The following is an 18,455-nucleotide window of genomic DNA, read 5'->3' as shown; positions in this document are numbered from 1 at the left end:
CCTTAGAATTTTCTGCCTTTCCATTCGTATTTTCCGAAAAGAGAATACAGGGCAACTGTTGTACTGAAAAAAGGATAAAACAGATTGCTGATTAGAAAAAACCGGACCTGTTCAGGCTTTAGAAACTTTCCGGTTGGATTTAGCAACAGGAAATCGGCAAAGATTTTTACAGCAAACAGCAGATACCAGCTCCAAAAAGAAAACAGTCCTAAAAGTGTCAAAAGCAATCCGACAACAATAGCCAGATTTCCTCCAAAAACAATAAGGGCAAGAATTTTCCCGAAAGCATTCTGATAGGATGCCGTTTTTGAAGCCCAACGTACCCGTTGATGGAAAACCGCTTTCCAGCTATCCAAAGGTTCCGTCAGGACAATATTGCTTTCAGATTTTAGGTATTGTACTTTTTCAGGATATTTCGCTACGGCTTTTTGCAATACAAAAACATCATCACCGCTGGCAAGGTCATCATTTCCTTCAAAGCCGTCAAGTTCAAAAAATAAATCCTTTTTATAAGCGAGGTTGGCTCCGTTACACATAAAAGCCTTTTGCAGTCCGAAACTTCCTATAGTGGCTCCCTGCAGGCTAATCATATCCAATTGCTGGAATTGCTGTAGGAAAGATTCATCCGCAGAAAAAGATACTGCCCCGGCAATCATTACAGGATTATGGTTTTGAATGTAGCTGTCGATTGTTTTTAGCCAGTCTGGGCTAACAAAACAGTCGGCATCAGTAGTTATAACCCATTCGTTTTCTAAGAGGTTTATTGCTGTTACAATTGCGTCTTTTTTTGGGGAAGCGGATTTTCGGACGGAGTCAATTATCCGGTAGTCGAAACTCAAAGCCTGGAAGTTCTGGATAATGTTAACGGAGTCGTCTGTTGAGACATCGTTTACAAAGATACCCTCGAATTTTGACCTTGGGTAGTCCATCTGCGAGAAAGAATACAGCAATTGGGGAAGATGTTGGGCCTCATTTCTGAAAGGAACAATAATCGAAAAGGTAGATTTTGGCTCTGAGCTGTTGTTTTTGAAAACAGCCACCTTGCGGAATCCGTAAGCCAGTCCGATGATAAAAACGGAATAGATACCCACAATTCCCAAAAACAGAAAGGCTATGATTTCCATTTCGACTTAAAATTAAAGACATAATAGCTTCCTATAACTACAGGAAGCACCACATTTAAAAACCACATCAAGGTACTGATAAAAACCACAATCCATTCGTTTACACCAAGCAATCCGAAAAAAAAGACGGCAACACTTCCTTTGACAGCAAAATCTAAAAACTGGAATGTGGGTAAGGAAGAAGCCAGGAAATAGACACTCGTAATAGTTGCCATAAGTAATACATAAGGCAGCTTGACATCAAAAGCAAGAAACAGGAAATAATACTGATGCGAAAAGATGAGGTAACGGCCAACCGCCAGAAGTATATTCTTTTGATGAATTTGCTTTGGAATCTCGTTTATCTTCTCAAATAGCAGATGAAGAGAGTAGCCTTTAACCGTAATTTTTTTCAAGCCAAAGAGTAGGACGACTATAAGCAGTACTATTCCAAAGACAAGCAAAAGGCTTTTATTGGAAACGATTGGAAATTTATAATTGAAATAAAGCAATCCGACCGTACCAAAAATGATGGTCAGAATCATTTGGATTCCGTTGCAAATCAGGTTTAGAAATACAATTCTTTTGGCTTCCTTTTTTTTGAAATATAATGTTTTGGCACCATATTCTCCAATTCCGTTTGGTGTGAAAATGGAGGCAGTCAATGCGCCTAAGACCTGCTCTGTGGCGCTGCCAATAGAAATTTTTTTAACGACCTGAGCAAGATTCTGCCATTTTAAGATTTCAAAATAGCGATTGAAAAAGCTGAATGATAGCAGGAAAATAATGCCCCAGAAAGATTTTTTCCTGTCCAGCAAATCAAGAAATTTTTGCCAATCCAACTGTTCATTATGCGCCAATTGATTCCAGATAAAATAAAATGCGCCGCCAACAATCAAAAGTTTGACCAGAAACACGAGGAATTGTTTAGCTTTGTGAGGAATTGCAATCATTCGGCAAAATAACAAATTAAAATTGGCAAACGAACGTATCATATTAGGAATTGATCCCGGAACTACCATCATGGGTTTCGGATTGATAAGAGTCATCAATAAAAAAATGGAGTTTTTACAATTGAATGAACTTATATTGAGCAAATATGATGATCATTATACCAAGCTAAAAGTCATTTTTGAAAGAACCATCGAATTAATTGAAACCCACCATCCGGATGAAATTGCCATCGAAGCGCCCTTTTTTGGAAAAAACGTACAGTCGATGCTGAAATTGGGGCGGGCTCAGGGTGTTGCCATGGCAGCAGGTCTTTCGCGACAGATTCCTATTACGGAATACGAACCTAAAAAGATAAAAATGGCCATTACAGGAAACGGTAATGCGTCTAAAGAACAGGTGGCTAAAATGCTTCAGCAACTTCTGGCATTAAAAGAATTACCAAAAAATCTCGACAGTACAGACGGTTTGGCAGCAGCAGTATGCCACTTTTTTAATTCCGGAAAAGCAACCGGTACCAAAAGCTATTCGGGTTGGGATGCTTTTGTAAAACAAAATGAAGAAAGAGTAAGGAAATAATATATTTCTGCACGATACTAAAAAATGAGCGGTATTTACATCCATATTCCTTTTTGCAAACAGGCTTGCCATTACTGCGACTTTCATTTTTCAACTTCTATGAAAAAGAAAGAAGAAATGGTACAGGCATTGGTGAAAGAAATGCAAATGCGGAAATCGGAATTTGAAAACGAAATCGTAGAAACCATTTATTTTGGAGGCGGTACACCTTCGGTTTTGTCTGATGAGGAACTGGCTTTTTTAATTGATGCCGTATATGCCAATTTTAAAGTGGCAGAAAATCCGGAAATTACTCTGGAAGCCAATCCCGATGACCTTTCAGATGAACGAATTGTTGAGTTGGCGGGCAGTCGGATTAACCGTTTAAGTATCGGTATTCAGTCTTTTTTTGAGAATGATTTGAAAATGATGAATCGCGCACATAATGCCGAAGAAGCCAAAAAATCCCTTGAAACGGCAACACGTTATTTCGACAATATTTCCATCGACCTCATTTATGGTATTCCGGGAATGACGAATGAAATGTGGAAACAGAATATAGAAACAGCCTTGAGTTTTGGCATTCCGCATATTTCAAGCTACGCCTTAACGGTAGAGCCCAAAACGGCCCTAAAGAAACTAATCCAGACCGGAAAAGTTTCCGAACCCAAAGATGAAGTGGCTCAGGAACATTTTATGATTCTGGTAGAAATGCTTCAGCAACACGGATTCATTCATTATGAACTGTCCAATTTTGGCAAGCCGGATTATTTCTCCAAAAACAATTCGGCCTATTGGCTGGGCAAAAAATATATTGGTATTGGTCCTTCTGCCCATAGTTATGACGGTATTTCCAGAAGCTGGAATATTGCCAACAATCCAATCTATCTGAAAGAAATCGAAGCCGGAAAATTACCCAGTGAAGTCGAGATTTTGACCGCAAATGACCGCTATAATGAATATATCATGACCGGTCTTCGCACTATTTGGGGCGTTTCGCTTAATCGCATTCAAAAAGAATTTGGGGAAGAAGTAGCAAGATGTCTTGAAAAGCAATCGGAAAAGTTTATTGCTGACGGATTGCTTGCCGTCGAAAAGAATATCTTGAAAACAACACCAAAAGGAAAGTTTTTGGCAGATGGAATTGCAAGTGATTTGTTTTTGATAAATTTGGATGATTAAATGCAAAAGCCAGGTGGTTTTTGTACTAATTAAAACATCTGACAATGATTGCTACAATCCAGCATAATAACCAAAATTTTGAAGTTGACTTTTCAAAACCGATAGACATTTCCATTACCCTGACAAATACTGATGAAAATCCTATTGCCTGGTATATAGAAAAACCCGTCATAGAACCCGTCCGTTTTGGTCATTGGGTAGGAAAGGTTTCTGAAGGAAGTTCTTCGACCAATTTCAATAATATCTTTTTTAATCCGCACGGACACGGGACACACACGGAATGTTTGGGGCATATTACAAAAGAATTTTACAGCATCAACCGGCATCTTAAAACCTTTTTCTTTACGGCAGAATTAATTTCTGTTGAACCGGAATTGCGTGGTGAAGACCGGGTAATCACCAAAAACCAGATAGAAAAGGCTTTGGAAGGAAAATTTACTGAAGCCATTGTCATCAGAACGTTGCCAAATCCGGAAGAAAAGCTTTCGAGAAAATATTCCGATACCAATCCGCCTTATCTGGATGAAAAAGCAGCAGTTTTTATCAGAGAAAGAGGAATCAAACACCTGCTGATTGATTTGCCAAGCGTTGATAAGGAAAGGGACCAGGGTAAATTGTTGGCTCATAAGGCGTTCTGGAATGTTAAAAACACCCATGATTTGAACGATGATGCCCGATTTGATGCCACAATTACGGAATTAATCTTTGTGCCTGACCATGTAGAAGACGGGAGTTATCTGCTTAACCTGCAAATAGCTTCTTTTGAAAATGACGCCAGTCCAAGCAAACCTGTTCTATTTAAGATATGATTAGGATTTCTACAGATAAAGACAAATTGGATATTTCGTTTATCCATAAATTCCTCACCAACACCTATTGGGCAAAAGGAAGAACTATTGAAGAAGTGAAGACGACCATTGAGAATTCTTACTGTTTTGGGATTTACAGCAATGGAAAGCAGATAGGATTTGCAAGAGTAGTGACAGATTATGTTGTTTTTGCGTATATTATGGATGTTTTTATAGTGGAAGAACAGCAAGGCAAAGGATATTCGTCACTGTTGATGGACAGATTATTAAGCGAGCCGGCTTTTAGCAAGGTAAAGACATGGCGGCTGGCAACAGCAGACGCCCACTTTTTATATGAGAAATTTGGATTTGGAGCATTGGCCAATCCGGAAAAACAAATGGAAAAAATAATAAGATAATGAATATACAAGCCTATTTTGAGTATTGCCTTTCTAAAAAAGGCGTGACAGAACATTTTCCTTTTGATGAAGACACATTGGTTTTTAAAGTTGGTGGAAAAATGTTCGCGCTTTCCTCACTTAGTGGTTGGGAAAAAGGAACACCATCTATCAATTTAAAATGTGATCCGGAGCGGGCAGAAGAGCTTCGTGCCGAGTTTGACGACATTAAGCCGGGCTATCATATGAGCAAAGTCCACTGGAATACGGTTTCTCTGCATGGTGATGTTACTGACAAGATGGTAAGGGAACTTATTGATCATTCCTATGATTTGGTTTTCAAAAGCTTAACAAAGAAAATCCAAACTGAAATTATTGAATTAAAAAATTAGGTATTACTTTTGTGGATATATGTCTACAAATTCAGCAACTGAAAGATGAAAGAACAAATTAAAAAGTTTTTAAACGAAGAACAAGACCCAAAAGCAATCGAAAAGATTACTTCAAAACTGACCGATCTGCTCATGAAAAATGAGGAAATAGGCTATATAGGAGTGCAAAAAAAACCTGCCATTACGGTTTTTCCGGACAGCATTGTGCTTACAAACAAAAGGATTATTATCTGCAAACCTAAAAATTTAGGATTGTCGATGGATTTCACAGATTATACATGGGATGATATTGCTGGGACTTTTGTAAAAGAGAATATTTTAGGTTCCGAATTTTCATTTACAACTAAAACAGACCTGACTATTTCTATCGATTATATACCAAAAACACAGGCAAGAAAAATCTATACTTTTGCTAAAGAACAACTGGATGTATTAAAAAATGGTCCGGTTTCGCCTGCTTTTGCTGAAGAACCAAAAGTAGAAGAATTCGAAGAAAAAGAAATCGCTGCAGAAACATTTGCTGAGGTAGAAGAACCGGAAGTTATTGAAGAAATGGAAACTGAAGAAGTGACTGATTTTGCTGAAATCATTCCTGTTTCCCAATCCGGATACCGAGATGAAAAACAATATCCGGACGAAAAGCCTGAAGCTGCAAAGGAAAAAACTTTAGGAGAATTGTCGCAGGACGAACTGTTTGAAAAATTACAGAATTATAAAAAGCTATTGGACAACGGACTCATTATGCAGGGAGAATATGATGCCTTGAAAAAAGAAATTTTAAGCCATATGTAAACTGCCATGAGCAAGGATATTGAAAACCTGATACCGCACAGGGCACCTTTTTTATTTGTTGACGAAATTATTTCTGTAGATAAAGAACAAATCATAGGCGTTAAGAAGTTTGACGACACGAATTTTATTTTAAAAGGTAATTTCCCGGAATTTAATTATGTTCCCGGGACTATTCTCTTAGAATCAATGGCGCAATGTGGTGGAGCCGGTGTTCGGTTATTAGGAGTTACCAACGGAATCTTTGCTCTGGCTTATATTGAAACGGCAGAATTTTTAAAAGGCGTTTTATTTGGTGAACAGGTAAAGTTTGTTATCCGGAATTTGCGACTAAGCGAAAAAATAATCAAGCAATCCGGAAAGGCTTATGTAGGTGACGACATTGTTATGGAAGGTTCCTGGATGAGTATCCGAATTGAAGAAGCGATTTAGGAATAAAACACTTTAATATAGAAAAGGCGAAGAGTAGCTGATACTCTTCGCCTTTTTATTTTTTATTATCGATATTATAAAGTACGTTTTTGCTTTTCTACAAAATTATGGGCCTGTAGCTCCAAAAGTTCTTTTGCCTTTTTGCGTTGGAGGTCAAATAATCCTTTATCAGTAGCGATGTCTTCATAAACTTTATCGTGCATTTGAGCGCTGGTTTTCACCAATAGCTCTCTCTGATATTTGTCCTGGCTGATAGTGGCTTTTAAGGCAGTTTCTATATCCTCTAACTTAAAGTCGTATTCTCCTTTTGGCGACAATAGTTTTGCAATAATTGGTGAAGTCTCAATCGCCAGAAACAATAACATGATAAAGAAAGAAGGCAGCCAAGGCAGTTTGTTCAATGCATTGATTCTTGCCATAAGTCCGTCAAATCCATCTATAATCGGCTGGGTTTCGGTTACTTTCTTATCCTGGTCGGCTTCCAGTTTTTTTGATAGTTTTTCTGTTTCGGCAATTTTGGCCAGATTGTTTTTTCTTAAAGTGTCCAGCTCTGATTTTGCCAAATCATGTTTTGCAATCTTTTCTTTAAAAACGGGACCTTTGCCAAGTTTCTTGGTTCCGGCTGTTCCTTCAGCTTCCGCAATATAAGTCTCATACAAAGTATTGACTTCTTTTTCCTTTTTCGTTATTTCAGATTTAAGACTGTCAATTTTGGCTTTGCTTTTTTCAAGATCCGATTTGAAATAGTTGGCAACCTCTTTTTTGTTATTCAACGCCATTGCGTTCTTTTCTTTCAAAAGCACGGTGTCGATTTCTTTTTCAAAGATTTTGATTTCCAAAGGTTTTGAGATTACAATGGCAATAATAATAGCCAATGCAATCCTTGGTGTTGCCTGAATAAATTCGTTAGAAAAGCTGTCTCTTTTTCGAATTGTTGAAACGATAAAACGATCCAGATTAAAAATTAATAATCCCCATACAAATCCAAAAAATACGGCAGCATAAACATTGTCAAAAACGGTATAGAGTGCATAACTGCTGGCGATAAATGCCATAACTGCTGTGAAAAATACGGTGGCTCCAATTCCGGCATATTTGTTTTGCTCGCCATTGGAGCAGCTTTCGATGATTTTTTTGTCAACTCCGGAGCAGACAATAAAGAAGTGTTTTAACATAATGATTGATGATTAGAATATTGGAAACGTGTCCAATAATATGATTGATGATGATGTCTGCAAAAGTAACGCCAAATTTCAATAAATGTTATAAAATGTTGATATGTTTTGGCTTAGGGATAAAAAAATCCGCCTTCTGGCGGATTTATAATGGAGATTATAACTAACTACAAATTTTTCCCTTTTGTATTTATGAGACTCCCATTTGTCGTATTTAATTCTTGATTATCTTATCAAAAATTTCAACCTTATCCAGCGGATATTTCTCAGGAGCCTTACCCATCTGTTTTTTGTCAAAATAATTGTGTGTATAAAAATGGAATTGAAACGGCTGCGGATGTTTTTGGGTTCTGGCGTTTTTCATAACAGAACTTCCAAGGACGTAGGCAATGTCTGACGGACTGTACTTATTCAGTTCAGTGTTCTTTACGTTTACATCGTCAATCCAAATAGCATATTTTTTTGAATCCTTGTAATCTTCTAATTCTGCCGCAGTTGGTGATTTCTTGACATGACCTTTAGGAATCCTCAGATAGGGTTTAAAGCGGTCTTTTTCTTCTGCTGTTAATTCTTCGTAGGTTTTGTCTAAAATAATGTCTTTGCCTTGCACTCTGTCCTTTGTCCAGGTTCCGGTTTTATAAATAATAAATCTTACGCCAGCGAAATATGCAGCCTCATTGGTTTGATTGTTTTCATTGGGTTGCTCTTTTTTCCAATTGGAAATTGGCTGATTCATTTCACTTTCTTTGACACGCTCCCCGTTTATCCAAACTTCCGGCTCTTTGTCTTTTGCGGCTGTTTTTTCTATGCAGGAAGCAAATACCAGTCCTGCTAAAACAGGTACTAAGGCTATTTTTTTAAGAAAAGCTCTTGATTTTGATGTGGTTTTAGTCATCATAATTAATCGTTTTTTGGTTACTGAAAAATTCAAGTTACTGGCCAGGTAAAGGTTGCTGTTCCATGATGCCTTTTCGACAAGCAGATTTTGGTAAAATGAAACATTTTTATGCGATTCTACCACGTTTTCGTCTGCCAGAAATTCGTGGTTGAGCTGTATTGCTTTTTTATAGAAGACCAGTATGGGGTTGAACCAGAACAGGGTCTTCAATATTTCGATGAATAACACATCGTAAGTATGTTTCTGTCGTACATGTGTCAATTCGTGTGTATACAGTTCTTGCTGTATGTTTTGGCTGTTAAAATCATCTTCGTTTATGAAAATGTATTGTAAGAAGGTATGCGGCAACTGTTCTTCTTTGGATAAGACCAGTGTGGAACAATTAAAAACAATCTTTCGGTTTTTTTTAGCCTTTAGAATTAAGTCATAAATATTTTTTCCAAACCGGATAACCAGAAATAATGTTGTTAGAGCATATAGACTCCAAAGTATGATTGGAATATAATTTTTGCCGCTTTTCTGGACTGTGGCAACGCCTACATCTATGGACTTGTCTTGCGCCAGAACCGGAATTGGATCTGACTGTGATAATAACAAAGGTTTTGGTAAGGATTCAACCGCTATTTCAATTGTAATAAAGGGAATTGTAAAAGAAAGTAACAGGCTGAATAAAAGGTAAAACCTATTAAACGTGTGCATTTTTTCTTTTTCCAAAAAAAGATGATAAATACCTAATAGTACAATCAGGCTAGCGGTTGATTTTAATAAATAGACTTCCATTTTTTATTGAAAAACAGATTAGTTTTTAGACTTCATTTAAATGTATTGGCACGTTGTATTTAACTCTTACTGCCTTTCCGTTTAAAGTACCAGGCTGCCATTTTGGAGAGGTTTTTAACAATCTCAAAAATTCTTCAGCTGTTCCCTTTCCTAAATCTTTTACGATTTTAATATCGGATAAGCTTCCGTCTGTTTCAACTATAAAAGAAGCAATGAGATTTCCTTTTCCTTTAAAACCGGAAGGTATCTTATATTCTTTTTTAACATATTTGGAAAAAGCTTGTAAACCGCCTGGAAATTTTGGTACTGAGAGCCCATCATCTGATTTCCCTGGCGAAGCTTCGTAAACTTTCTGCGTTTCTTGCTCTCCCATTGTTGGCTCCTCTGCTTTTATAATTTGCTTTTTAGCCACTACTTCAGTTACCTCTTTTTGATTATCTGTTTCAAAACATGAGAAGGAAATCAGGCCGGCTAAAATTGGCAGTACCGATAATTTTGTGAGCAGAGCTCTCGATTTTGATGTGGTTTTAGTCATCATAATTAATCTTTTTTTGGTTACTAAAAAATTCAAGTTACTGGCCAAGTAAGAGTTGCTGTTCCAAGATGCCTTTTCCAGAAGCAGGTTTTGGTAAAAAGGAACATTATTATAGGATTTCACGACTTTTGCATCTGCAAGAAATTCGTGGTTGAGTTGTATTGCTTTTTTGTAAAAAATCAGGATTGGATTGAACCAAAACAGGGTTTTTAAAATTTCAATTACTAAGACATCAATTGTATGTTTTTGCCGTACATGTGTTAATTCATGAGTATATAATTCTTCCTCTACATTTCGGTTTTCATAATCTTCTTTATTAATGAAGATGTAATTCAGAAAGGTGTGAGGCACTATTTTTTCTTTGACCAGAACCAAAGTTGAAATTTCAAATTTTTTCTTTGGATTGGACTGTATCTTTTTGGTAATTGACAATAGATTTTTGATAAATCGAAAAATGAAAAGTGAGGTTATGGTTCCATACAAAATCCATAAAATCCATACAGAATAATCGGATTGCTGTTCTATCGAAATAGCTTGTGCCTTTATTGTTTGAACGGCATACGGAATCAGATTTTGCTGTAATTCTTCATGTATGGGTTCAAATTGAATAAACGGGATTGCAAACGAAACCGCCAAACTGGCCAAAAGGTAAACTCTGTTGAAAACGTTCATTTTCTCTTTTTCCAGAAAGAGAATATAAACGCCCAAAAGGATAGCCAGGCAAAGTGACGATTTGATTAGAAAGCCGATCATTTTTTCTTTTTTTGAATTTCTTTGTCGATAATTTTTTGGAGTTCTTCCAGTTCTTTTTGTGTCAGATTCGTTTCTTTAGTAAAGAAAGAAGCAAATTGCGAGGCTGAATTATTGAAAAAGTTTTTAATCAGCCCGTTTACATGTTTCGAAAAATAATCCGATTTTTCAACCAAAGGATAATATTCCCTTGAGTTACCAATTTCATTATAAGCTATAAAATTTTTATCAGCCATCCTTTTTAGTAAGGTGGCAATGGTTGTTGTGGCTGGTTTTGGATCCGGATAACATTCAAGCAGGTCTTTCATAAAACCTTTTTCCAGTTTCCAAAGGTGCTGCATCAATTGTTCTTCTGAGTTGGATAGTTGCATGGTGTTTTATTGTTGTATTTCTATTTCATTAATTACATTGCCGTTTTCATAGGTCCTGATTCCTAACAGCTGCCCGTTTTCATCATAAAATTTCCAGTCGCCGTTGTAAAACCAATGGATTTCTTCATCTGTTACGACCATTTTTGTATTTCCTTCTGTCATTATCTTGCCATTATCATAATAGTATATAGTATGGCAAATGTCATTTTTATATTTTTCTTCCCGGACTAACTTTTTGTCGGAAAACTGTCGGTGGGTGCCTTTCCCTATTCCGTCGCGGAATCTTCCAACGCTTTTATATATTTTACCATCTATGGTGTCATATTCAACCCATCTTCCAACGCGTTCATTGTTTCGAATCCGATTGGTTTTGCAACCTGATAACATTAAAATGAATAATAACGCTGAAATTGAGGGTGTTATTTTTATAATCCTCATTCTATAGTTTTGTAATTACTCTACAAATGTAGAAATAAAATTTAATTCTACAAATGTAGAATGAATTTTTTTTAAATAAAAAAATCCGCTCATTTCTGGGCGGATTTTTATTTGATTTATTAATGAGTTAGTGCTGAACTGGCTGTGAGAGGTTACTCATTGTAATTTTTAGCTGATTTATAAACTCTATTGGCTCTCCCTTGGCGTTATAAGCAGGAGTCCATCGGGGCATCTTTTTTAAAAGTTTGATTGCTGATTCAGCAGATCCATAACCAAGGTCATTTATGACTCTAATATTTTTTACTTTGCCCTTGGTGTCAATTGTAAAATCTACAATCAATACTCCTTTTCCCTGGAAACCGTTAGGTATTACATAGTGTTTCATCGCATATTTATTAAGCGATAATTTATGATCACCACCTTGGAATTTAGGAAAAACCGCTACTGCATTTTCAGCAACAGATGTAGGATTTTGCACTGTTTCAGTTTCCTGAGCAATACAAGCCATTGTAAAAGCCATTGAGAAAACTACACTAAATAGAAATTTTTTAAGCATGTATTTATTTCGACAATTCTACAAAATACTTATAAAACAATGGGATTGTTTCAATTCCTTTCAAATAATTGAATACTCCAAAATGTTCGTTAGGCGAGTGGATGGCATCGCTATCCAAGCCGAATCCCATTAAAATAGTCTTGCTTTTTAATTCTTTTTCAAACAAGGCTACAATTGGAATACTTCCTCCGGAACGAACAGGAATTGGCTGTACGCCAAAACTTTCGTTATAGGCTTTTGCTGCTGCCTGATAACCAATGCTGTCAATTGGAGTCACATAACCCTGACCACCGTGATGTGGTTTCACTTTTACTTTTACGCCGCTTGGTGCAATGCTCTCAAAGTGTTTTGTGAATAGTTCAGTGATTTCATGCCAGTCCTGATTTGGAACCAGACGCATCGAAATTTTAGCATAGGCTTTGCTGGCAATAACTGTTTTTGCACCTTCACCGGTATAACCTCCCCAGATTCCATTAACATCTAAAGTAGGACGGATAGAGTTTCTTTCATTGGTTGTATAGCCTTTTTCGCCATAAATGTCGTTAAGGTCAAGCGCTTTTTTATAGTCTTCTAAAGAGAAAGGCGCTTTTGCCATTTCTGCTCTTTCGGCATCAGAAAGTTCTTCAACCTTATCATAGAATCCCGGAATCGTGATATGGTTGTTTTCATCATGAAGCGAGGCAATCATTTTGGCTAAAACATTGATAGGGTTGGCTACTGCACCACCATATAATCCGGAATGTAAATCGCGATTTGGCCCTGTAACTTCCACTTCTACATAGCTTAATCCACGTAATCCTGTTGTGATAGATGGTTGCGTATTGGAAATCATTCCTGTGTCAGAAATCAGGATTACGTCATTTTTAAGTTTTTCCTGGTTTCTTTCCACAAACCAGCTTAGACTTGCCGAACCAACTTCTTCTTCACCTTCAATCATGAATTTCACGTTACATGGCAGGTTATTGGTTTGTACCATATATTCCAATGCCTTTACGTGCATATACATCTGTCCTTTATCGTCACAGGCACCTCTGGCGAAGATAGCGCCTTCCGGATGTAACTCTGTTTTTTTGATAACAGGTTCAAAAGGAGGCGAAGTCCATAAATCCAACGGATCTGGTGGCTGTACATCATAATGCCCGTAAACCAATACTGTTGGCAGGTTTTTGTCAATTATTTTTTCTCCGTAAACGATAGGGTATCCTGGGGTGTCGCAAATTTCAACAAAATCACAGCCTGCTTTTTCGAGGCTTGCTTTGACAGCGTTAGCGGTATCGATAACATCTTGTGAATAGGCAGAATCTGCACTGACAGATGGAATCTTCAGTAAATCAATGAGTTCGTTGAGGAAACGTTCTTTGTTTTTCTGAACGTAATCTTTTAAAGTATCCATGAAAGGTAAAATTGATATGTTGTCTGCCAAAAATACAAAAAAAGAATTTTTAATTTTTTTTAATTTTTTGTTTGAAAGTTCAAAACTATGCCTATATTTGCACCTCGATTGAGACAATAGTCAAGATCAAATGTCTACTGCGGGTATGGTGAAATTGGTAGACACGCCAGACTTAGGATCTGGTGCCGCAAGGTGTGTAGGTTCGAGTCCTATTACCCGCACAAAAGTTTAGCCTGTTTACGTCAAGTAGACAGGCTTTTTTGTTTGTTTTAAACAGAAGTCTCAAATTCTTTTTGAAGGTTGTCTCTCTATAAGATAAAAAGGTATTTTTTGGGTTTAATTAACATTCTCAAGCCTGCTTAAAAAGCCATTTTGTGCTAAATTTACGCTTCAATAAATTTTTTAGATGAGAAAAAAATCCTTTTTCATTTTGTTGGCTATTGGAAATATGCTGACAATTGAAGCACAAGAAAACAAGCAAAATATGAATCCGTTTTTTCAGCCGTATAGTACGCCATACGAAGTACCTCCTTTTGATAAGATTAAAAATGAACATTTCAAACCGGCTATTTTAGAAGGAATAAAAAGGCACGAAGCCGAAATTAATGCTATTGCAAACAATACGGCTGCTCCCACTTTTGAAAATACCATATTGGCTATGGAAAATGCAGGAGAACTATTAGCGAATGTGAATATTGTATTTTCTAACCTGAACGGAGCCAATACCAACGAGGAAATGCAAAAAATAGCCAAAGAGGTTTCTCCAAATCTCGCGGCACATAATGATAATATTTACCTGAATGAAAAATTGTTTGCCAGAGTAAAGGCAATCTGGGATAAAAAAGAATCTTTAGGATTGAATCCCGAACAGGCAAAAATTCTTGAAAACCTGCATAAGGCATTTGTTAGAAGTGGAGCGAATTTAGCCACTGCCGATAAAGAAAAGCTTCGTAAGATAAACGCAGAACTTTCGATGACCTCTTTAAAATACGGACAAAATATATTGGCCGAAACTAACAAATATGAGCTGGTAATCACAGATAAAAAAGATTTGGCCGGACTGCCTCAGGAATTGATAAATACGGCGGCAGACGACGCAAAAGCAAAAGGTAAGGAGGGAAAATGGGTATTTACGCTTTCTAATTCCAGTGTGATGCCATTCCTTCAATACAGTTCGAACAGAAAGCTGCGTCAGGAAATATGGAATGCCTACCAAACGCGCGGTAATCACGATGATGCTCTCGATAACAAAGAAAACGCTGTCAAGCTGGCCAATCTTCGGGGAGAAAAGGCAAGATTGTTAGGCTATAAATCTCATGCGGCTTATGTACTGGAAGAATCAATGGCTAAAAATCCTGAGAATGTAGCCAAACTTTTGAATGATTTATGGAAACCTGCTTTAGCGATTGCTAAGACTGAAGCGTCAGATATTCAGAAAATGATGGATAAGGACGGAGTTAAAGATAAAGTAAAGCCTTACGACTGGAGATATTATACCGAAAAAATCAGAAAGCAGCGTTTTGATTTGGATGAGCAGGAACTGAAACCTTATTTTAGTCTTAATAACACCAGGAATGGTATTTTTCAGGTAACAGAAAAGCTATACGGTTTGAAGTTTAAACAACTCAATGACGTGCCAAAATACCATGATGAGGTTACGGTTTGGGAAGTTACAGAAGCAGACGGAACGCATGTGGGAATTCTGTATATGGATTTCTTTCCAAGAGCTTCGAAAAGAGGCGGTGCCTGGATGACATCCTACAGAAGCCAGAAAACGGTTGACGGGCAAAGGAAAGCTCCGGTGATTTCTATTGTATGTAATTTTACAAAACCAACAGGTGATACGCCGGCCTTGTTGACATTTGATGAGGTTACTACTTTCTTCCACGAATTTGGGCATGCGTTACACGGGTTACTTTCGAATGTTACCTATAAAAGCCTTGCCGGTACAAGCGTGCCAAGAGATTTTGTTGAGTTGCCATCACAAATTATGGAAAACTGGGCTGCCGAGCCTGAAGTTTTAAAAATGTATGCAAAGCATTATAAGACAGGAGAAGTTATTCCGGATGCGCTGATTCAGAAATTACAGAAGTCAGGAACTTTTGACCAGGGATTTGCCACAGTAGAATATCTTGCGGCTTCTTTCCTGGATATGGATTACCATACACAAACAGCTGCAATCCAGTTGGATGCCAATTCGTTTGAGAAAAATTCCATGAAGAGAATCGGACTAATCGATGCGATTATTCCAAGATACAGAAGTACGTATTTCAGCCATATTTTTTCAGGAGGTTATTCTTCGGGTTATTACAGCTATATCTGGTCGGGAGTTTTGGATACGGATGCTTTTGAAGCCTTTAAGACGACCAATCTTTTCAATCCGGAAAAGGCAAAATTATTCCGAAAAAATGTACTTGAAAAAGGAGGAACCGAAGACCCGATGGTTTTGTATAAGCGATTCCGTGGAGCCGAACCAAGTGTGGAGCCGCTGTTAAGAAAACGCGGACTTGATAAAAAAGAAGAACCTGCTAAAAAGATTAGAGGTTAATACAAAGAAAAAGCCCTTGAACAACAAGGGCTTTTTCTTTATCCGTGATAGACTCGTGAAGCGATAATCTTTCCGTTTTTTACTTCCAGGACTTCTGCTACCAGCATATCGTCTTCTCCATCGACTGTTCTTATGTATTCCATAAAAACACGGTCGTTGTTGGCTGTTAGAGAAGTAACCTTATAATGCAAAGAAGGCAGACGCTCAAAAGCATCTTTCCACCATTCGCGAAGAGCCTGTTTTCCGGTTACATATCCGTTGGTTTCTGGCTTCCTGATTTTTAACTTCGGACTGAAATGTTTTGCTTCGTCGTCATACAGGTCTAAAAGTTTTTCAAGTTGGTGTGAGTTGAACGCATCAAACCATTTAAATGCGATAGATTGCAATATTTCAGGTGTCATAGTGTTTTTTAATAGAAGAGCAAAGCTACAAAAACAAAAAGTCCCAAACTTGATTTTGGGACTTTGATGCATTATATATTTTTCAAATTGATAATTTCCTGTTCTGTCAGGAATCTCCAATTTCCTCTCGGTAGGTTTTTCTTGGTAAGTCCGGCAAATACGACACGGTCAATTCTAAGAACATCATAACCCAGGTGTTCGAAAATATGGCGTACTACTTTTACATTGGCTGTGCGTAGTTTTAGCCCGATTTCGCTTTTTGGTTCGTCGTCAATATAGCTGATTTCCTCAACATTGACACGATGGTTTTCTATCATCATGCCTTTTCCGATTTTTTCCAAATCCTCAAACTTCAGGTTTTTATCTAAGGATACCTGATAGATTTTTGACGATTTTTGATTTGGAATCGTGAATTTTCGAATCATGTCTGTATCGTTGGTAAACAATAGCAGGCCTGTTGTGTTTTTATCCATGCGGCCTACAGGCGACAAGACAGATTTTGTGGCGCCTCTAACCAGTTCCGAAACATTTCTGTGTTCAAAACCTTCGTCTAAAGAGGTTGTGAAGTTTTTCGGCTTGTTTAGGAGGATGTATTCTTTCTTTTCCGGAGTTAGTAAGGCACCGTCAAAATTTACTACATCAGTAGCTTTGACAAGATATCCCATTTCGGTAACGGTAACTCCGTTTACCTTTACGTTTCCGGATTTTATGTAGATATCAGCATCGCGACGCGAACATACTCCGGAATTGGAGATGTATTTGTTCAAGCGCATTTCATCTGATGCTTTCTGTCTTTTTGGAGCCTGATTTGGTTTCTTATCCGTTTTTTCACTTGCTGAATCAGCAGCTTTAAAAGAAGCAGGTTTATTTTTTTTAGGTCCCTGGGCTCTTTTTGGCAATGGCGGTTTTGATTTTCCAAAACTGCTTTTTCCTCCTGTTCGGTTTGAGGCATTGCGTCTGTTGCCTCCTTCATTCTTGTTCATTCGCGTCTAAATTTGTGCAAAGATAGCGAATTGGAGGCTTTAAAAGCCCATAGAAGTGAAAGTTAGCGAAAATTGATAGCCAAAAGTATTTTCTTTCCGTGCCAAAGTACGGCCGGCTCGATTAATACGATGCAAAAAACGCCTGCTACAATAATGAATTTTAATAGATTGTGGAGCTTTAAGAACTCATTACGGGTATTTGATTTCCAAAGTTTCAACAGAAAAAAAATCAGCGCCATGAGGCAGAGATAGAAATAAATAACCATATAGCCTACTTCGTAAACATCTACTAAAATATAGACGGGAATAATGGTTAGCAAGGTGAGTACGGTAATGGCTTTTTTTGATACGGATTCACCATATACTACGGGAATAGTTTTGTAATCGCTTACAAAATCGCCTTTCATGTTTTCGAGGTCCTTAACCATTTCCCGAATCAGGATTAGTAAGAACAGAAAGCTTGCGTGGCTGAATATGATTCCTATTTTCTGCCAGTCATATTCTTGATATTGTCCTTTAAAGAAATACAAAAGAATTCCGAAGAACGGAAAGATAGCCAATAGTGAGGCGGTAAGATTTCCAATTATAGGATATTTTTTCAGCTTATGGGAATAGAACCAGATCAGGAAAATATAAGACGAATAGAAAATGCTGACTCTCCAGGAAACGAAATAGGCAAGGAATACCGCCAGGAAGTTTAATCCGAAATAGACGTATAGCTTGGTTTTCTGACTTACCAATCTGTCCAGCATGGATTTGTTAGGCCTGTTGATTAAATCTTTCTGTGCATCATAAAAGTTATTGATGATATAGCCTGACGCAATACAGAAACTGGAGACCAGAACAAGGATAAAGAGGTTAAAATCCAGAATAACATCTAAGGCTCTTGTGTTTTCCGGAGCCAATATAAATATAGCTGAAAGATACTGGGCAAGAACAATGACAGGAATATTATAGCCGCGTACTACAGAAAACAAACTGATAATTTTCATTACTAGAAGTTTGTTTTTTCTGCTTAACATTTCAGGTGCGCT

20 protein-coding genes and 1 tRNA gene are annotated in these 18,455 nt (G+C 37.4%); 9 read left to right on the top strand and 12 right to left on the bottom strand.

Translation table 11 applies throughout. The features are described from left to right. Positions 1 to 2 precede the first annotated feature (2 nt). Positions 3 to 1,124, bottom strand: a complete 1,122-nt coding sequence (locus tag BGO88_RS11345; protein WP_286706950.1) for a glycosyltransferase family 2 protein — start codon at positions 1,122 to 1,124, stop codon at positions 3 to 5. Continuing rightward, complete coding sequence (locus tag BGO88_RS11340; protein ID WP_286706949.1) at positions 1,112 to 2,056, bottom strand: lysylphosphatidylglycerol synthase domain-containing protein; 945 nt, start codon at positions 2,054 to 2,056, stop codon at positions 1,112 to 1,114. Before BGO88_RS11340 ends, BGO88_RS11345 begins: the two co-directional genes overlap by 13 nt. 22 nt (positions 2,057 to 2,078) lie before the next feature. On the opposite strand from BGO88_RS11340, the gene ruvC reads away from it, so the two are divergent. Genes ruvC through BGO88_RS11305 form a run of 7 tightly spaced genes read left to right on the top strand, consistent with a single transcriptional unit; the run spans position 2,079 to position 6,593 of the window. Beyond that, positions 2,079 to 2,633 carry a crossover junction endodeoxyribonuclease RuvC gene (gene ruvC, locus BGO88_RS11335; protein WP_056072040.1) on the top strand — a complete coding sequence of 185 codons (555 nt, stop codon included), beginning with the start codon at positions 2,079 to 2,081 and terminating at the stop codon, positions 2,631 to 2,633. A gap of 24 nt (positions 2,634 to 2,657) precedes the next feature. After that, positions 2,658 to 3,794, top strand: a complete 1,137-nt coding sequence (hemW, locus tag BGO88_RS11330) for a radical SAM family heme chaperone HemW (protein WP_286706948.1) — start codon at positions 2,658 to 2,660, stop codon at positions 3,792 to 3,794. Positions 3,795 to 3,838: 44 nt separating this feature from the next. Continuing rightward, on the top strand, positions 3,839 to 4,603 hold the full coding sequence (locus tag BGO88_RS11325; protein WP_286706947.1) for a cyclase family protein: 765 nt from the start codon (positions 3,839 to 3,841) through the stop codon (positions 4,601 to 4,603). Further along, positions 4,600 to 5,001 (top strand): GNAT family N-acetyltransferase, encoded by a 402-nt coding sequence (locus tag BGO88_RS11320; protein WP_286706946.1) that lies wholly within the window; start codon positions 4,600 to 4,602, stop codon positions 4,999 to 5,001. The genes BGO88_RS11325 and BGO88_RS11320 overlap by 4 nt, the downstream gene beginning before the upstream one ends. After that, positions 5,001 to 5,372 carry an MmcQ/YjbR family DNA-binding protein gene (locus BGO88_RS11315; RefSeq protein WP_056072056.1) on the top strand — a complete coding sequence of 124 codons (372 nt, stop codon included), beginning with the start codon at positions 5,001 to 5,003 and terminating at the stop codon, positions 5,370 to 5,372. The genes BGO88_RS11320 and BGO88_RS11315 overlap by 1 nt, the downstream gene beginning before the upstream one ends. Positions 5,373 to 5,417: 45 nt before the next feature. Next, a complete protein-coding gene (locus BGO88_RS11310; RefSeq protein WP_286706945.1) occupies positions 5,418 to 6,164 on the top strand; it encodes a PH domain-containing protein in 747 nt (248 codons plus the stop codon). 6 nt (positions 6,165 to 6,170) lie between these two features. Next, entirely contained in the window at positions 6,171 to 6,593 is a 423-nt protein-coding gene (locus BGO88_RS11305) for a 3-hydroxyacyl-ACP dehydratase FabZ family protein (RefSeq protein WP_056072062.1), read from the top strand. Positions 6,594 to 6,667: 74 nt separating this feature from the next. Here the strand turns inward: BGO88_RS11305 and BGO88_RS11300 are convergent, their stop codons facing one another. The 7 genes from BGO88_RS11300 to BGO88_RS11270 all read right to left on the bottom strand — a co-directional run bounded on the left by BGO88_RS11300 (position 6,668) and on the right by BGO88_RS11270 (position 13,489). After that, the gene (locus BGO88_RS11300; RefSeq protein ID WP_286706944.1) at positions 6,668 to 7,768 is read right to left on the bottom strand and encodes a DUF4407 domain-containing protein; all 1,101 of its coding nucleotides are present in this window, start codon (positions 7,766 to 7,768) and stop codon (positions 6,668 to 6,670) included. A gap of 214 nt (positions 7,769 to 7,982) precedes the next feature. Then, entirely contained in the window at positions 7,983 to 9,446 is a 1,464-nt protein-coding gene (locus BGO88_RS11295; RefSeq protein ID WP_286706943.1) for a M56 family metallopeptidase, read from the bottom strand. Between the two features lie 25 nt (positions 9,447 to 9,471). Further along, positions 9,472 to 10,734: a M56 family metallopeptidase gene (locus BGO88_RS11290; protein WP_286706942.1), complete on the bottom strand. Its 1,263-nt coding sequence runs from the start codon at positions 10,732 to 10,734 to the stop codon at positions 9,472 to 9,474. Further along, positions 10,731 to 11,102, bottom strand: a complete 372-nt coding sequence (locus tag BGO88_RS11285; protein WP_056072074.1) for a BlaI/MecI/CopY family transcriptional regulator — start codon at positions 11,100 to 11,102, stop codon at positions 10,731 to 10,733. Before BGO88_RS11285 ends, BGO88_RS11290 begins: the two co-directional genes overlap by 4 nt. Positions 11,103 to 11,108: 6 nt before the next feature. Next, on the bottom strand, positions 11,109 to 11,489 hold the full coding sequence (locus tag BGO88_RS11280; RefSeq protein ID WP_286706941.1) for a toxin-antitoxin system YwqK family antitoxin: 381 nt from the start codon (positions 11,487 to 11,489) through the stop codon (positions 11,109 to 11,111). Positions 11,490 to 11,667: 178 nt separating this feature from the next. Further along, the gene (locus BGO88_RS11275; protein WP_286706940.1) at positions 11,668 to 12,096 is read right to left on the bottom strand and encodes an energy transducer TonB; all 429 of its coding nucleotides are present in this window, start codon (positions 12,094 to 12,096) and stop codon (positions 11,668 to 11,670) included. A 4-nt stretch (positions 12,097 to 12,100) separates the two neighbouring features. After that, positions 12,101 to 13,489 carry a dipeptidase gene (locus BGO88_RS11270; protein ID WP_101470753.1) on the bottom strand — a complete coding sequence of 463 codons (1,389 nt, stop codon included), beginning with the start codon at positions 13,487 to 13,489 and terminating at the stop codon, positions 12,101 to 12,103. A gap of 139 nt (positions 13,490 to 13,628) precedes the next feature. Here BGO88_RS11270 and BGO88_RS11265 point away from each other — a divergent pair. After that, positions 13,629 to 13,710: transfer RNA gene (locus BGO88_RS11265), tRNA-Leu, on the top strand. 185 nt (positions 13,711 to 13,895) lie between these two features. Further along, a complete protein-coding gene (locus BGO88_RS11260) occupies positions 13,896 to 16,037 on the top strand; it encodes a M3 family metallopeptidase (RefSeq protein ID WP_286706939.1) in 2,142 nt (713 codons plus the stop codon). 38 nt (positions 16,038 to 16,075) lie between these two features. Here the strand turns inward: BGO88_RS11260 and BGO88_RS11255 are convergent, their stop codons facing one another. The 3 genes from BGO88_RS11255 to BGO88_RS11245 all read right to left on the bottom strand — a co-directional run bounded on the left by BGO88_RS11255 (position 16,076) and on the right by BGO88_RS11245 (position 18,443). Then, positions 16,076 to 16,438 (bottom strand): nuclear transport factor 2 family protein, encoded by a 363-nt coding sequence (locus tag BGO88_RS11255; protein ID WP_056072088.1) that lies wholly within the window; start codon positions 16,436 to 16,438, stop codon positions 16,076 to 16,078. Between the two features lie 71 nt (positions 16,439 to 16,509). Further along, on the bottom strand, positions 16,510 to 17,421 hold the full coding sequence (locus tag BGO88_RS11250) for a pseudouridine synthase (RefSeq protein WP_101470750.1): 912 nt from the start codon (positions 17,419 to 17,421) through the stop codon (positions 16,510 to 16,512). A gap of 62 nt (positions 17,422 to 17,483) precedes the next feature. After that, positions 17,484 to 18,443, bottom strand: a complete 960-nt coding sequence (locus BGO88_RS11245) for a geranylgeranylglycerol-phosphate geranylgeranyltransferase (RefSeq protein WP_101470749.1) — start codon at positions 18,441 to 18,443, stop codon at positions 17,484 to 17,486. Between the last annotated feature and the right edge of the window lie 12 nt (positions 18,444 to 18,455).

Source organism: Flavobacterium sp. 38-13 (assembly GCF_001899155.1).
In the GTDB taxonomy this organism is placed as follows: Bacteria; Bacteroidota; Bacteroidia; order Flavobacteriales; family Flavobacteriaceae; genus Flavobacterium; species Flavobacterium lindanitolerans.
Note: the sequence above shows the minus strand (reverse complement) of the source record. Positions and strands in the feature narration are given on the sequence as shown.

Bases quoted from the DNA above. Each gene is read 5' to 3' on its own strand.
- BGO88_RS11345 (WP_286706950.1), bottom strand. From the start codon at position 1,124: ATGGAAATCATAGCCTTTCTGTTTTTGGGAATTGTGGGTATCTATTCC.
- BGO88_RS11340 (WP_286706949.1), bottom strand. From the start codon at position 2,056: ATGATTGCAATTCCTCACAAAGCTAAACAATTCCTCGTGTTTCTGGTC.
- hemW (WP_286706948.1), top strand. From the start codon at position 2,658: ATGAGCGGTATTTACATCCATATTCCTTTTTGCAAACAGGCTTGCCAT.
- BGO88_RS11325 (WP_286706947.1), top strand. From the start codon at position 3,839: ATGATTGCTACAATCCAGCATAATAACCAAAATTTTGAAGTTGACTTT.
- BGO88_RS11320 (WP_286706946.1), top strand. From the start codon at position 4,600: ATGATTAGGATTTCTACAGATAAAGACAAATTGGATATTTCGTTTATC.
- BGO88_RS11315 (WP_056072056.1), top strand. From the start codon at position 5,001: ATGAATATACAAGCCTATTTTGAGTATTGCCTTTCTAAAAAAGGCGTG.
- BGO88_RS11310 (WP_286706945.1), top strand. From the start codon at position 5,418: ATGAAAGAACAAATTAAAAAGTTTTTAAACGAAGAACAAGACCCAAAA.
- BGO88_RS11305 (WP_056072062.1), top strand. From the start codon at position 6,171: ATGAGCAAGGATATTGAAAACCTGATACCGCACAGGGCACCTTTTTTA.
- BGO88_RS11300 (WP_286706944.1), bottom strand. From the start codon at position 7,768: ATGTTAAAACACTTCTTTATTGTCTGCTCCGGAGTTGACAAAAAAATC.
- BGO88_RS11295 (WP_286706943.1), bottom strand. From the start codon at position 9,446: ATGGAAGTCTATTTATTAAAATCAACCGCTAGCCTGATTGTACTATTA.
- BGO88_RS11290 (WP_286706942.1), bottom strand. From the start codon at position 10,734: ATGATCGGCTTTCTAATCAAATCGTCACTTTGCCTGGCTATCCTTTTG.
- BGO88_RS11285 (WP_056072074.1), bottom strand. From the start codon at position 11,102: ATGCAACTATCCAACTCAGAAGAACAATTGATGCAGCACCTTTGGAAA.
- BGO88_RS11280 (WP_286706941.1), bottom strand. From the start codon at position 11,489: ATGTTATCAGGTTGCAAAACCAATCGGATTCGAAACAATGAACGCGTT.
- BGO88_RS11275 (WP_286706940.1), bottom strand. From the start codon at position 12,096: ATGCTTAAAAAATTTCTATTTAGTGTAGTTTTCTCAATGGCTTTTACA.
- BGO88_RS11270 (WP_101470753.1), bottom strand. From the start codon at position 13,489: ATGGATACTTTAAAAGATTACGTTCAGAAAAACAAAGAACGTTTCCTC.
- BGO88_RS11260 (WP_286706939.1), top strand. From the start codon at position 13,896: ATGAGAAAAAAATCCTTTTTCATTTTGTTGGCTATTGGAAATATGCTG.
- BGO88_RS11255 (WP_056072088.1), bottom strand. From the start codon at position 16,438: ATGACACCTGAAATATTGCAATCTATCGCATTTAAATGGTTTGATGCG.
- BGO88_RS11250 (WP_101470750.1), bottom strand. From the start codon at position 17,421: ATGAACAAGAATGAAGGAGGCAACAGACGCAATGCCTCAAACCGAACA.
- BGO88_RS11245 (WP_101470749.1), bottom strand. From the start codon at position 18,443: ATGTTAAGCAGAAAAAACAAACTTCTAGTAATGAAAATTATCAGTTTG.